13 protein-coding genes are annotated in these 12977 nt (G+C 65.0%); 9 read left to right on the top strand and 4 right to left on the bottom strand.

Going from position 1 to position 12977, the window contains the following annotated elements; all coding sequences use genetic code 11:
- Positions 1-492 precede the first annotated feature (492 nt).
- The gene (locus tag ACVIGB_RS25110) at positions 493-753 is read right to left on the bottom strand and encodes a hypothetical protein (RefSeq protein WP_376711762.1); all 261 of its coding nucleotides are present in this window, start codon (positions 751-753) and stop codon (positions 493-495) included.
- A 130-nt stretch (positions 754-883) separates the two neighbouring features.
- On the opposite strand from ACVIGB_RS25110, the gene ACVIGB_RS25105 reads away from it, so the two are divergent.
- Genes ACVIGB_RS25105 through ACVIGB_RS25095 form a run of 3 tightly spaced genes read left to right on the top strand, consistent with a single transcriptional unit; the run spans position 884 to position 4724 of the window.
- Positions 884-2959: a M3 family metallopeptidase gene (locus tag ACVIGB_RS25105; RefSeq protein ID WP_456720624.1), complete on the top strand. Its 2076-nt coding sequence runs from the start codon at positions 884-886 to the stop codon at positions 2957-2959.
- 11 nt (positions 2960-2970) lie between these two features.
- Positions 2971-3606 carry a DUF1007 family protein gene (locus ACVIGB_RS25100; RefSeq protein ID WP_456725081.1) on the top strand — a complete coding sequence of 212 codons (636 nt, stop codon included), beginning with the start codon at positions 2971-2973 and terminating at the stop codon, positions 3604-3606.
- Positions 3603-4724 (top strand): nickel/cobalt transporter, encoded by a 1122-nt coding sequence (locus ACVIGB_RS25095; protein WP_456720625.1) that lies wholly within the window; start codon positions 3603-3605, stop codon positions 4722-4724. The genes ACVIGB_RS25100 and ACVIGB_RS25095 overlap by 4 nt, the downstream gene beginning before the upstream one ends.
- Positions 4725-4901: 177 nt before the next feature.
- Here ACVIGB_RS25095 and ACVIGB_RS25090 read toward each other — a convergent pair whose 3' ends face one another.
- Positions 4902-5300 (bottom strand): MAPEG family protein, encoded by a 399-nt coding sequence (locus ACVIGB_RS25090; RefSeq protein ID WP_456720626.1) that lies wholly within the window; start codon positions 5298-5300, stop codon positions 4902-4904.
- 115 nt (positions 5301-5415) lie between these two features.
- On the opposite strand from ACVIGB_RS25090, the gene hemH reads away from it, so the two are divergent.
- From hemH to ACVIGB_RS25075, 3 genes are all read left to right on the top strand, one after another.
- Entirely contained in the window at positions 5416-6453 is a 1038-nt protein-coding gene (gene hemH / locus ACVIGB_RS25085) for a ferrochelatase (RefSeq protein WP_456720627.1), read from the top strand.
- A 239-nt stretch (positions 6454-6692) separates the two neighbouring features.
- Positions 6693-7694, top strand: coding sequence for an SPFH domain-containing protein (locus ACVIGB_RS25080; protein WP_420968769.1), 1002 nt, complete (start codon positions 6693-6695; stop codon positions 7692-7694).
- Between the two features lie 41 nt (positions 7695-7735).
- Positions 7736-8182, top strand: coding sequence for an NfeD family protein (locus tag ACVIGB_RS25075; protein WP_456720628.1), 447 nt, complete (start codon positions 7736-7738; stop codon positions 8180-8182).
- Between the two features lie 212 nt (positions 8183-8394).
- On the opposite strand, the gene ACVIGB_RS25070 is transcribed toward ACVIGB_RS25075, so the two are convergent.
- The gene (locus ACVIGB_RS25070) at positions 8395-8730 is read right to left on the bottom strand and encodes a winged helix-turn-helix transcriptional regulator (protein ID WP_092123764.1); all 336 of its coding nucleotides are present in this window, start codon (positions 8728-8730) and stop codon (positions 8395-8397) included.
- An 89-nt stretch (positions 8731-8819) separates the two neighbouring features.
- Here ACVIGB_RS25070 and ACVIGB_RS25065 point away from each other — a divergent pair, with 89 nt between their 5' ends.
- Complete coding sequence (locus ACVIGB_RS25065) at positions 8820-9359, top strand: carboxymuconolactone decarboxylase family protein (protein ID WP_456720629.1); 540 nt, start codon at positions 8820-8822, stop codon at positions 9357-9359.
- Between the two features lie 102 nt (positions 9360-9461).
- On the opposite strand, the gene ACVIGB_RS25060 is transcribed toward ACVIGB_RS25065, so the two are convergent.
- A complete protein-coding gene (locus tag ACVIGB_RS25060; protein ID WP_456720630.1) occupies positions 9462-10472 on the bottom strand; it encodes a KpsF/GutQ family sugar-phosphate isomerase in 1011 nt (336 codons plus the stop codon).
- 147 nt (positions 10473-10619) lie between these two features.
- Between ACVIGB_RS25060 and ACVIGB_RS25055 the strand changes: the two genes are divergently transcribed.
- Positions 10620-12410, top strand: a complete 1791-nt coding sequence (locus ACVIGB_RS25055) for an outer membrane beta-barrel protein (protein WP_456720631.1) — start codon at positions 10620-10622, stop codon at positions 12408-12410.
- Between the two features lie 114 nt (positions 12411-12524).
- Positions 12525-12935, top strand: coding sequence for a hypothetical protein (locus ACVIGB_RS25050; RefSeq protein ID WP_456720632.1), 411 nt, complete (start codon positions 12525-12527; stop codon positions 12933-12935).
- The last annotated feature ends 42 nt before the right edge of the window (positions 12936-12977 follow it).

The raw sequence follows: 12977 nt of genomic DNA, 5'->3' as shown, positions 1-12977 counted from the left end.
ACAAGCCTTTTCAGTAGCCCGCGCCGGCGTTGGACTGCCGGTAGAGACCAAAAAAGCCCGATCCGTCGTTGCTTTAAGTCGCGTCCCCCGTTGAGAGCGGGGTGCGCCGGTTCGCCTCCGGCTGCCAGTCACGGTTGCAAAGAGTGGTGAGACCTTCAACGGCATCCCTGGAGAGGGAGGCTGGCCGCCTCGCGTCCTGACGGACGTAAGCGACCCTCGGTTCTTCCACCCCTTGGCGGCTGTCCGGCCTCTTGTCCGGATACCTACCGACTGACACACGACCACAGGCACGTGCGAAATTGGGCAAGGCAGGAAATAAGTCTTTTGAATTCGCTTCGCAAGAATTTTTTTGCGATAGCGACAAATTTCCCTAACGCGTGCTTGCGATGGCGCGCCGAGCAGGCGTTGAAGATGAACAGCTGTTAAGAATGACTAACGAAGCGTGTGTGCGTTTAAGCCCTGTGCCGCAGCGCTTTCTTGAATCGCTTCAGCTCACGCGCGACGCGTGAACGGCTCGACGCGTTGAGCTGCGCGGATGAAGGCGATCATGATCAGGACGCCGATGCCGAACAGCACGGCCTGCAGGATGTGCGCGCCGAAATCACCGAGCCCGAGCGCGATCGCGAGCGCCCAGCCGCCGGCGAAGGCCGCGCCGAACACTTCCGCGCCGATCAGGATCGCCGCCGAAATCACGGTGATGACGCTCGGCCAGAGGATCCGGCTGGTGCCTGCGGTGGAGGGCTGCATGGTCATGGAATAGGTCCTGTTCAGGGGGCGCAATCTCTCCGAAAAGTGCCCATGTATCAAGCGCAAAAGGCCCAAAAATGCCGTAACGCGTGATATAGATTGGGCCGCATTTTCAAGGCGGAAAACGGGATATTCGATGTCAGAAACCAGCGCAGACGCTCACGCCAACCCCCTCTTGAAGGCATGGCAGACGCCGCTCGAGACGCCGCCCTTCGCCGAGATCAAGCCGGAGCATTTCCTCCCTGCCTTCGAGCAGGCCTTCGCCGACCATTCGGCCGAAGTGGCTGCGATTACCCATGATCCGGCGCTGCCGGACTTCGACAACACCATCACGGCGCTGGAGCGCTCCGGCAAGCTGCTGTCGAAGGTCTCGGCGGTGTTCTACGACCTGGTCTCGGCCCATTCGAGCCCGGCGATCCTGGAGATCGACAAGGAGGTGTCGCCCCGGATGGCGCGGCACTGGAATCCGATCATGATGAACGCTGTGCTGTTTGGCCGCATCGCCATGCTGCACGAGAAGCGCGCCTCGCTCGGCCTGACCGGCGAGCAGATGCGGCTCCTGGAGCGCACCTACACCCGCTTCCACCGCTCCGGCGCCGGGCTCGACGACGCCGCCAAGGCCCGCATGGCCGCGATCAACGAGCGTCTCGCCCAGCTCGGCACCTCGTTCAGCCACCATCTGCTCGGCGACGAGCAGGAGTGGTCCATGGAGCTCGGCGAGGGCGACCGCGCCGGCCTCTCCGACACATATGTGGCGGCCGCCAAGGCTGCGGCGGAAGAGCGCGGCAAGCCCGGCAAGGCGATCGTGACGCTGTCACGCTCTTCGGTCGAGCCGTTCCTGCAGAGCTCGTCGCGGCGCGACCTGCGCGAGAAGGTCTACAAGGCCTTCACGGCCCGCGGCGACAATGGCAACGCCAACGACAACAACGCGACCATCGTGGAGATCCTCAGCCTCCGTGAGGAGACGGCGAAGATCCTGGGCTTCCCGACCTACGCCGCCTACCGCCTCGAGGATTCCATGGCCAAGACGCCGGAGGCGGTGCGCGGCCTCCTGGAGCGGGTCTGGAAACCGGCGCGGGCGCGGGCACTCGCCGACCGCGATGCGCTGCAGGCGCTGATCACTGAAGAGGGCGGCAATTTCACCCTGGCGGCCTGGGACTGGCGCTACTACGCCGAGAAGCTGCGCCAGCGCCGCGCCAATTTCGACGATTCCGCGATCAAGCCCTATCTGGTGCTCGACCACATGATCGAGGCCGCCTTCGACTGCGCCACCCGCCTGTTCGGCGTCACCTTCGCCGAGCGCAAGGACGTGCCGGTCTGGCACCCGGACGTGCGGGTGTGGGAGGTCAAGGGCCGCGACGGCCAGCACAAGGCGCTGTTCTATGGCGACTACTTCGCGCGGCCCTCCAAGCGGTCCGGCGCCTGGATGACCTCGCTGCGCGACCAGCAGAAGCTCGACGGCGACGTCGCGCCGCTGGTCATCAATGTCTGCAACTTCGCCAAGGGCGCCGACGGTGCGCCGTCGCTGCTGTCGCCGGACGATGCGCGGACCCTGTTCCACGAGTTCGGCCACGGCCTGCACGGCATGCTCTCCGACGTGACCTATCCGTCGCTGTCGGGCACCAGCGTGTTCACCGACTTCGTCGAGCTGCCCTCGCAGCTCTACGAGCACTGGCAGGAGCGGCCCGAGGTGCTGCAGCGCTTCGCCCGCCACTACCAGACCGGCGAGGCGCTGCCGGACGACCTGCTCAAGCGCTTCCTCGCGGCGCGGAAGTTCAACCAGGGCTTTGCCACCGTGGAGTTCGTCTCCTCGGCCCTGGTCGACCTCGAATTCCACACCCAGCCGGCGGCGGCGAGCCGCGACGTCCGCGCCTTCGAGCAGAAGGAGTTGGAGAAGATCGGCATGCCCGCCGAGATCTCGCTGCGGCACCGGCCGACCCAGTTCGGCCACATCTTCTCCGGCGACCACTATGCGTCCGGCTACTACAGCTACATGTGGTCGGAGGTGATGGACGCCGACGCCTTCGGCGCCTTCGAGGAGGCCGGCGACATCTTCGATCCCGCGACCGCCAAGCGGCTGCATGACGACATCTATTCGTCGGGCGGCTCGCGCGATCCGGAGGAGGCCTATGTCGCCTTCCGTGGCCGCGAGCCCGAGCCGGACGCGCTGCTGCGCCGTCGCGGCCTGCTCGAGACGCCTGAGGCGGCCTGAAGGTGCCGTCTCTGAACCGCCTGATCGCCGGGCTCGTGCTCGCGGTGTCCGTCGTGCTCGGCACGGCGGCCGCCGAGGCCCATCCGCATGTCTGGATCGTGGCCAAAAGCGAGCTGATCTACGCGCCTGACGGCACCATCACCGCCGTCCGCCACGCCTGGACCTTCGACGACATGTTCTCGACCTATGCGCTGCAGGGCATCGAGACCAAGGTGAAGGGCGCTTACAGCCGCGAGGAGCTGGCGCCGCTGGCGCAGACCAATGTCGAGTCGCTGAAGGAATACGCCTACTTCACCTTCGCCAAGGGCGACGGCAAGAAGCAGAAGTTCACCGAGCCGGTCGACTACTTCCTCGAATACAAGGACTCGGCGCTGACGCTGCACTTCACCCTGCCGGTGAAGACGCCGTTCAAGGCGAGGCAGCTGTCGCTCGAAGTGTTCGACCCGACCTACTTCATCGACTTCCAGTTCGCTGAGAAGGAGCCGATCAAGCTGGTCGGGGCCGCTGTAGACTGCAAGATGCAGTTCGAGCGGCCGAACGATGGCACCGCCGCCGCGCAGAAGCTCGGCGAGCAGAACTTTCTCGACGGAAGTGCCGGCAATTTCGCGATGATGTTCGCCAACAAGATTACGGTGGAGTGCCCATGACGCCGATCGCCTCCCGCGTGATGCGCGGCCTCGCCGTGTCCGCTGCCGTGCTGGCGGCATTCGCGGTGCTGGATGGCGCGGTTCACGCGCTGCTGGCGCAGAATCCGTTCGGCGCGCCGCGCGCGGCGGAGCCGCAGGGCGGGATCGTCGGCTGGCTCTTGGCAAAGCAGTCGGAGTTCTACCGCGAGATCTCGGCGACCATCCGCGCCGCGAAATCCGACGGCTCTGCGGTCTGGACGCTGCTCGCGATCTCCTTTGCCTACGGGATCTTCCATGCCGCCGGCCCCGGCCACGGCAAGGCGGTGATCTCGTCCTACATGGTCGCCAATCGCGAGACCGCGCGGCGCGGCATCGTGCTGTCGTTCGCCTCGGCGCTGATGCAGTCGCTGGTCGCCGTTCTCATCGTCTGCGTCTGCGCCTGGCTGCTCAACGCGACGGCGAAGACCATGTGCGGGGCGGAGAAGGCGATCGAGATCGCGAGCTACGCGCTGATCGCGGCGTTCGGCGCCCGGCTGGTCTGGGTCAAGGGCGGCGGCTTCCTCCGCGCGCTCCAGCTGCCGCGGCCGGCGCTGGCGATGGCCGGCGCGCATCAGCACGATCACGACCACCATGAGCACGATCACCACGACCATGGCCATGAGCACCATCATCGTCACGCGCATGACGATCATGGCCATCATCATGATCACGGCCACGATCACGGGCATGACGCGCAGCACGTCCATGACGAGCATTGCGGCCATTCGCACGGACCGACGCCGGCTGAACTCGCCGGTCCCGGCGGCTGGCGGCGTGGCCTTGGTGCGATCCTCACGGTCGGGATCCGGCCGTGCTCGGGTGCGATCCTGGTGCTGGTGTTCGCGCTGGCGCAGGGCCTGTTCTGGGCCGGCGTTGCCGCGACCTTCGTGATGGGGCTCGGCACCGCCATCACGGTGGCGGCGATCGCGCTGGTCGCAGTGTCGGCGCGCGGCGTGGCGGAGCGTCTGAGCGGCGCGCGCGACGGCGGCGGCATGGTGATCATGCGCGGCCTGGAGTTCGCTGCCGCAGCGCTCGTGCTGCTGTTCGGGCTCGGGCTGCTGTTCGGCTATGTCGCGGCCGAGCGGGCGACGTGTCTTTGAAGTCCTTGGTCCGCGCCGTCCCGTGATCCGTCATCCCCGCGCAAAGCTTCGCCTTTGTCGCTGGAGGAGCGCGTAGCGCGTCTCGAAGGATCGACGGCCACCATCCGGGCCGTGCATCCTTTGAGACGCCTGCAAGCGCGGGCTCCTCAGGATGACGGGTAACAAGGCTCCGGGGACTCAATTCGTCAGATATCCCCTTATCGCCGGCAGGAAGAAGATCGCGATGTTGATCGCAAAGCCGATGCTCCAGAGGATCGAGCGCAGCGTCGGGCGGTTGCCGATATAGGTGAAGACGTAGGCGATCCGCACGATCAGGAACAGCACCGCCAGCTCGTCGATCAGCCGCAGCGGGCCGACGCGGAATTCGGCAAGCAGCACGGCGAAGGCGAAGAACGGGAAGGCCTCGATGCCGTTCTGGTGGGCGCCGAGCGCCCGCGAGCGGATCGGGTCGTGGTAGAAATCCGGATCGCGCGGTTTTGAATTGTCAAAACCGCTTATGCCGGCCCATTTCACCGATACGATCGTCAGCAGCGAGAGCAGCAGCGTCCCGAAGACGCACCATTCGGCGATCGTCATGGTTCCTCCCCATTCACGGACCGGAACGTAGCCAACCCGCACTCGGCTTGACAAGGTTGGAGCAACGCGCGAAGCCCAAAGCCCCCAAGCGAAGGACCTTAGGCGCAACGCCATCATGAGCACGGTGATCCCCTTCGAGAGCGCGAAGCCAGCCGCGGCGCCGAAGCCGGAACGCGTCGGCGTGCTCCTGGTCAATCTCGGTACGCCGGATACGGCGGATGCCGCCGGCGTTCGGGTCTATCTGAGGGAATTCCTGTCCGATCCGCGGGTGATCGAGGACCAGGGGCTGCTCTGGAAGCTGATCCTCAATTGCATCATCCTGCGCGTCCGTCCGGCTCGCAAGGCGCGCGACTATCTGAAGATCTGGAACACCGAGAAGAACGAATCGCCGCTGAAGACCATCACGCGCTCGCAGGCCGACAAGCTGGCGGAGGCGATCGCCGATCACGATCACGTCGTTGTCGACTGGGCGATGCGCTACGGCAATCCGTCGATCAAGCAACGCATCGAGGCTCTTGCGGCGCAAGGCTGCGGCCGGCTGCTGCTGGTGCCGCTCTATCCGCAATATTCCGCAGCGACGTCGGCGACGGTCTGCGACGAGGCGTTTCGCGTGCTGGCCGGCATGCGCGCGCAGCCGATCCTGCGGGTGACGCCGCCCTATTACGATGATCCTGACTACATCGAGGCGCTCGCGGTCTCGATCAACGACCATCTCGCGACGCTGCCGTTCCAGCCCGAGATCATCCTCGCATCGTTCCACGGCATGCCGAAGGAATACGTCGACAAGGGCGATCCCTATCAGGCGCAGTGCATTGCCACCACCAACGCGCTGCGCAAGCGGCTCGGGCTCGATGCCGGCAGGCTGATCCTCACCTTCCAGTCGCGCTTCGGCAATGCCGAGTGGCTGCAGCCCTATACCGACAAGACAGTTGAGAAGCTGGCCAAGGACGGCGTGCGACGAATTGCCGTGGTCACGCCCGGCTTCTCCGCCGACTGCCTGGAGACGCTGGAGGAGATCGCGCAGGAGAACGCCGAGATATTCCGGCACAATGGCGGCGAGCAGTTCGCAGCCATCCCCTGCCTCAACGACAGCGATGGCGGCATGGACGTGATCCGCCAGCTCGTGCTGCGCGAGCTCCAGGGCTGGATCTAGCAAGGCTTGATCCGAGCGGGCTGGATCTGATTGTTAACGATCCGTGACACCGGACACCGCGCTTCGTTCAGCCTTGCTGCATCTCGTGTTCAGCTTGCGTGCATCTGGCAGTCCGACAACCGCTTCCTATGTGCTAGAGAGAACAACAGCCGGCTGAACCGGCGGAGCGGTCCTGCCGACCAATGCACGACCGTGCCTGGCGACGGTCTCGCGGGTCTCGCGGTGCCTTGGAGGACTTTATGACTGGCTTCGACATTTTCGCGATCGCGCTTGTTCTTCTCGTCATCGTCACGCTGTTCGCCGGGATCAAGACCGTCCCGCAGGGGTATGACTGGACCATCGAGCGGTTCGGCAAATACACCCGCACGCTGTCGCCAGGCCTCAATCTGATCGTGCCGTATTTCGATCGCATCGGGCGCAAGATGAACATGATGGAGCAGGTGATCAACATCCCCGAGCAGGAGGTGATCACCAAGGACAACGCCACCGTGACGGTAGACGGCGTCGCGTTCTTCCAGGTGTTCGATGCCGCGAAGGCGAGCTACGAGGTCGCCAATCTCAACCAGGCGATTATCGTGCTGACCATGACCAACATCCGTTCGGTGATGGGCTCGATGGACCTCGACCAGGTGCTGTCGCATCGCGACGAGATCAACGAGCGGCTGCTGCGCGTGGTCGACGCCGCGGTGTCGCCCTGGGGCCTGAAGGTCAATCGAATCGAGATCAAGGACATCGTGCCGCCGGCCGACCTCGTCGAGGCGATGGGCCGGCAGATGAAGGCCGAGCGCGTCAAGCGCGCCGACATTTTGCAGGCGGAAGGCCAGCGGCAGTCCGAGATCCTGCGCGCCGAGGGTGCCAAGCAGGGCCAGATCCTGCAGGCCGAAGGCCGCAAAGAGGCTGCGTTCCGCGACGCCGAGGCGCGCGAGCGCTCCGCCGAAGCCGAGGCGAGAGCCACCCAGATGGTCAGCGATGCCATCGCCAAGGGCGACGTCGCCGCGCTGAACTATTTCATCGCCGACAAATACATCAAGGCGTTCGGACAATTGGCTGATTCGCCGAACCAGAAAGTGCTGATGCTGCCGATCGAGGCGACCAGCATCCTCGGCTCGCTCGCCGGCATTGGCGAGATCGCCAAGGCCACCTTCGGCGAGAGTGCCGCATCCGCCGCTGCCGCCGCACGGCGCGGCTCGGTGCCTCCGGCCGGTCCGACGCCGCCACCGCCGGTGCCGCCGCAGCGGTAAAGGTGTGACGGCATCGCGCCTGCAATGTGAGAGGTCGTGTCATGGCCGAGATGTTTTCGACACTGGGTACCTGGAACTGGCTGATCTTCGGCTTCATCCTGATGGCGCTGGAGCTCGCAGCGCCAGGCGTCTTCCTGTTCTGGCTCGGGCTCGCGGCGCTGCTGGTCGGGCTGCTGTCGTTCATCTTCACGCCGTCCTGGCAGACGCAGCTCCTGATGTTCGCGGTGTTCGCCGCGCTGGCGGTGCCGGCGTGGCGGCATTTTGCCAAAGGCGCGACCGAGGCGAGCAAGACCAATCCATTCCTCAACCGCCGCAACGAAGCCCTGGTCGGCCGCGAATTCACGCTGGAGAAGCCGATCGTCGATGGCTCGGGCACGGTGCGGATCGACGACACGGTCTGGCGCGTCGCCGGCCCCGATGCGCCGGCCGGCAGCCGGGTGAAGGTGGTCCGCGCCGACGGCGCGAGCCTGACGGTGGCGGCGGTCTAAGGCGCGACGATTTCTTAGTTGAGTCAGGCCGGACCGGAGACTCGTTTCGCCTCTCCCGCTTGCGGGGGAGGCCGACGCGCGTAGCGCGGCGGGTGGGGGCTCTCTCCACGATGGGATTCGCGGTGATACCCCCACCCCAGCCCCTCCCCCGCAAGCGGGAGAGGGAGCGCAGCGTCTTCGCGGTTGCCAGTTCCACCTAACTTCATCACGGCTTAGCTGCCGCCCTGCTTGCTCCAGCGTTCTGCGAATCGCTGGAGCGGCGTGAAGGTCGCAAACAGCTCCCGGCCGAGCGCGGTGAGGCCGTAACCATCATCCGTCAGCTCGACGAACCCGGCCTCGCGCAGCTCGGTCAACCGCGTCTGCAGGATCGTCGGTGAGGCCTCGTCGCAGGCGGTGCGCAACGCGCGCGAGGTCAGTGCGCCCTCGCGCAGCTCCCAGACGATGCGCAAGGTCCAGCGCCGCCCCAAGAGATCGAGCAGCGCCATGATCGGGCGGCCGGTCCGTGAGCCGCGGACGCCGGATTTCGTGGCTGGAACCTGCTTCGCCATGTCGCGAACCCCTCTTGAATCTCGCTTGCGTCGGTCGCTACAGATATTGTAGCGTACAGCTACAGTAAATGTAGCAGCGAGATCAACCCATGTCACGTATCGTGCCGCTCGATCCGCCTTACGCAGCGGACGTTCAACAGCATTTCGACCGCATCATGCGCGGCAAGCCGCCGCTGGTGCTGTTCCGCATGATGGCGGGCCACCCGCGCGCCTGGGAGAAGTTTCGCGGCGGCAGCCTGCTGGACCGCGGGCCGCTGCCGTTGCGGGAGCGCGAGATCGTGATCGACCGCACCTGCGCGCTCAATGCCTGCGAGTATGAATGGGGCGTGCATGTCACGGCGTTCGGCGCCGCCGCCGGGCTGTCGGAGCAGCAGGTCCACGCCACCGTGCGTGGTGCGGCCGATGCCGACTGCTGGTCGCCGGCCGAACAAGCGATGATCGCCGCAGTCGATGCGCTGCATGCGCGGGCGACGCTGGATGACGCGGAGTTCGCGGCGCTGTCGACGCATTATGATGAAGATCAGGTGCTGGAGATCATCCTGCTGTGCGGCTTCTACCGCACGGTCTCCTACCTCGCCAACGCGCTGGCCCTGCCGCTGGAGGCGACCGCGGCAAGATTTCCGAGCTAACCGCCGTCATTCGAGGAGCGAAGCGACGAAGCAATCCATGCCTCCGCAAGCGGAGAGATGGATTGCTTCGCTTCGCTCGCAATGACGGAAGGAAGCGTGGCCTTACGCCACTCCCGCGCGCAGCAGATCGTGCAGATGGATGATGCCGACCGGCTTCTTTGCATCGGTCACGATCAGCGTCGTGATCTTCGAGGCGTTGAGCAGCTCCAGCGCTTCGCCGGCCAGCGTATCGCGGCTGATCGTCTTCGGGGTCTTGGTCATCACCTCGTCGACCGACAGCGTCAAAAGGTCGAGGCGCGTCAGCTGCCGGCGCAAATCGCCGTCGGTGACGATGCCGGCGAGATGGCCGTGGCGGTCGACGATGCCGACGCAGCCAAAGCCCTTCGAGGTCATCTCGACCAGCGCGTCCGACATCTTGGTGCCGAGCGGCTTCAGCGGCAGCGCGTCGCCGCTGTGCATCAGGTCGCGGGCAAATTTCAGGAGCGCGCCGAGCTTGCCGCCCGGATGCAGCACGCTGAAATCGGTCGAGGTGAAGCCGCGGCCTTCGAGCAGCGCGATCGCCAGCGCATCGCCGAGCGCCAGCATCATCAGCGAGGACGTGGTCGGCGCCAGATTATGCGGGCAGGCCTCGCGCGCCTTCGGCAGCGTCAGCTGCACGTCGGCGGCCTTGCTCAGCGTCGAGTCCTTGTCGGCGGTCATCGCGATCAACGGGATGCCGAAGCGCGCGGCATAGGCGATCAGATTGCGCATCTCCGGCTGCTCGCCGGACCATGACAGCGCCAGGATCGCGTCGTCGGCGGTGATCATGCCGAGGTCGCCGTGGCTGGCTTCGGCAGTGTGCACGAAGAACGCCGGCGTGCCGGTCGAGGCGAAGGTCGCGGCGATCTTGCGGCCGATATGGCCCGACTTGCCGAGCCCGGTGACGATCAGCCGCCCCTTGGCCTTGCGGATCAGCTCGGCCGCCGCCGTGAACGCCGCGCCGAGGTCGGACTTGAGCGCCGCGGAGAGCGCAGCGACGCCGCTTGCTTCGGCATCGAGGGTGCGGAGCGCCGACTGAACGGCGCCGTCATCGGGGCCGGATGATTTGGTCATCAGCGGTTTCGGTTTGGCCATTTCGGATTCCAGGGAAGGGGTTTTGCACCCGGGCGTCTCCCTTAGCACGTTCGATTCCGCGATGCGACGCGCGGCGGCGGATCCTCAACGGCTCATTAACCATAATTGTTTTAACTCCATTAACGACGTTTTTCGCCGCCCGGCGAGATGCGTACGTCAAGTGCATGGATTCGTTGGAGTATTCCCATCGTGTGGCGGCGGCCAGCAAGCGGCCCAAATCGGCGCGGATGCTGCATTCGCGTGGTTTTGCCATGCCTTTTGCTGACCCTTGCGCTGACCGCGACGACCGGGCTCGCCAACGCCCAGACCGTGACGCCCGATCTGTTCAGCCCGAACCGGCAGAGCCAGGTCATCACCCAGGATTCGCCGCTGCGCCGGACCACCGCCGATGCCATGGATCCGCTCAACGGCTTGAGGCTGCCCGACGCCGATCCTGGCCGGCGTGCCTCGTCGTCGTCGACATCAACCTCGGAACGCGTCGGACAGGTCCCGACCTACGGTCTCCCTGCCGCCAACGGCGCCGCGACATCAGGCTATGACTCGCTCAATCGGAAGCGGCTGAAGCCGAAATATTATCCGGGCCAGGCCAAGCCGAAGCCGCCGCCGGGACCCGGCTCGCCGGTGCCCACGCCACAGCCGTTGACCGCGGCGGGGCAATTGCGGCTGTCGATCCCGCCGTCGGAGGCCGCCAACAAGCCGCCGCTGCCGGCCGCGATGGCCGGCACCATCGTCGGCCAGCCGCCGCGCAGGCGGCTCAAGATCGACGACGATCCGTTCGGCGCGGTCGGCGACTACGCCGGCTCGTTCATGGTCAAGACCGCGGTCGAGGCGATGGCCGGCTACGACACCAATCCGGGCCGCTTGAATTCGCCGCAAGGCAAGGCGTTCTACATGGTCGCGCCGGAATTCCTCGCGGTGTCGGACTGGGAGCGCCACGCCGTCGTCGCCGATCTGCGCGGCTCGTTCACAGGCTACGGCTCGCAGCTGACGCCGATCGACGGCACGCCGCTGTCGGCGCCGCTCGATATCGACCGCCCGAGCTTCACCGGCCATATCGACGGCCGTCTCGACGTCTCCAGAGACACGCATCTCTTGGCGCAGGCCCGCATGCTGGTCTCGACCGACAATCCCGGCAGCCCGAACGTGCAGGCCGGCCTCGCCAAATATCCGATCTACAGCACGGTGGGCGGCACCTTCGGCATCGACCAGCATTTCAACCGCATGCAGGTCTCGCTCGGTGCCACCGTCGACCGCACCGATTACCAGTGGTCGAAGCTGACCGACGGCACCTCGTCGTCGAACGACGACCGCAACTTCACGCAATATGGCGGCATCGGCCGCGTCAGCTATGAGCTCAACCCGGCCATAAAGCCCTTCATCGAGGTGCAGGGCGACAGCCGCGTCCACGATCTCTATCTCGACCGCGCCGGTTATGCGCGCGATTCATCGGGCGGCTACGCCAAGGCCGGCACCTCGTTCGAGTTCACGCGGCTGCTGTTCGGCGAAATCTCGATCGGCTACGCGATGCGCGATTACGCCGATACGCGGCTCAACCGGCTCGAGGGGCTGCTCACGACGGCGTCGCTGACCTGGACCGCGACGCCGCTGACCACGGCGAAATTCTATTCCGACACCCAGCTCGGCGAGACCACGCTGCCCGGCACCTCCGGCGTGCTGTCGCGCACCTACACCGTCGAGGTCGACCACGACTTCCGCCGCTGGCTGACCGCGATCGGCAAGTTCACCTACGGCACGCTTGAGTACCAGGGCGACAATCGCAACGACACCATCTACTCGGTGTCCGCCGACCTGATCTACAAGATGACCCGCAGCCTCTGGATCAAGGGCACGGTCCGCCGCGACTGGCTGGATTCGAACCTGGCCGGACAGAGCTCTGCATCGACGGTGGTGATGCTGGGCGTGCGGGTGCAGAACTAGAAAGGGGCTCCTCAATTTCTAGATGCGCGGCCTTTTTCTGGTATCTACTAATGCGATATGCAACCTTGTCGATAGCTCGGCCGAAATTGTAATCCTCAAGAGTTTTTAGCCTCCATGCCCAAGCTGCCCGACAAGCACCGCTTGCTTTTTACCAAGAGTACAATGGATGCCATCGGCAAGATGGGTTATGGCATCCACCTATCCTCTCAATCAGGGTTTACCCTTGATCAGCTAATCGAGAACGCCTGCAGGGACAGGTTCCACTTAGCGCAGGGATTCTTGAAGGCGGCACGTTCGGTCCTGATACAGCCAAACCAGAATTGTCGCATTGGCTTGGCTCGCGCTTACTACGCAATGTATCACGCTGCACGGTCGGTTGTCTTCTTCGTGCACAAGGGCGATGACCATGAGTCTCACCAAGATGTGCCAAAGCATCTTCCCAAAGACTTTGTTGACCGAGCTCATTGGGAGAATGAAATCAAGACTGCTAGGCTTGAGAGAAATCGAGCCGACTATGATCCCTAATCCATCTAATCAATTCGAGCGTCTCAGACGAACGATTGGCGG

Source organism: Bradyrhizobium sp. USDA 4341, assembly GCF_054063755.1.
Note: the sequence above shows the minus strand (reverse complement) of the source record. Positions and strands in the feature narration are given on the sequence as shown.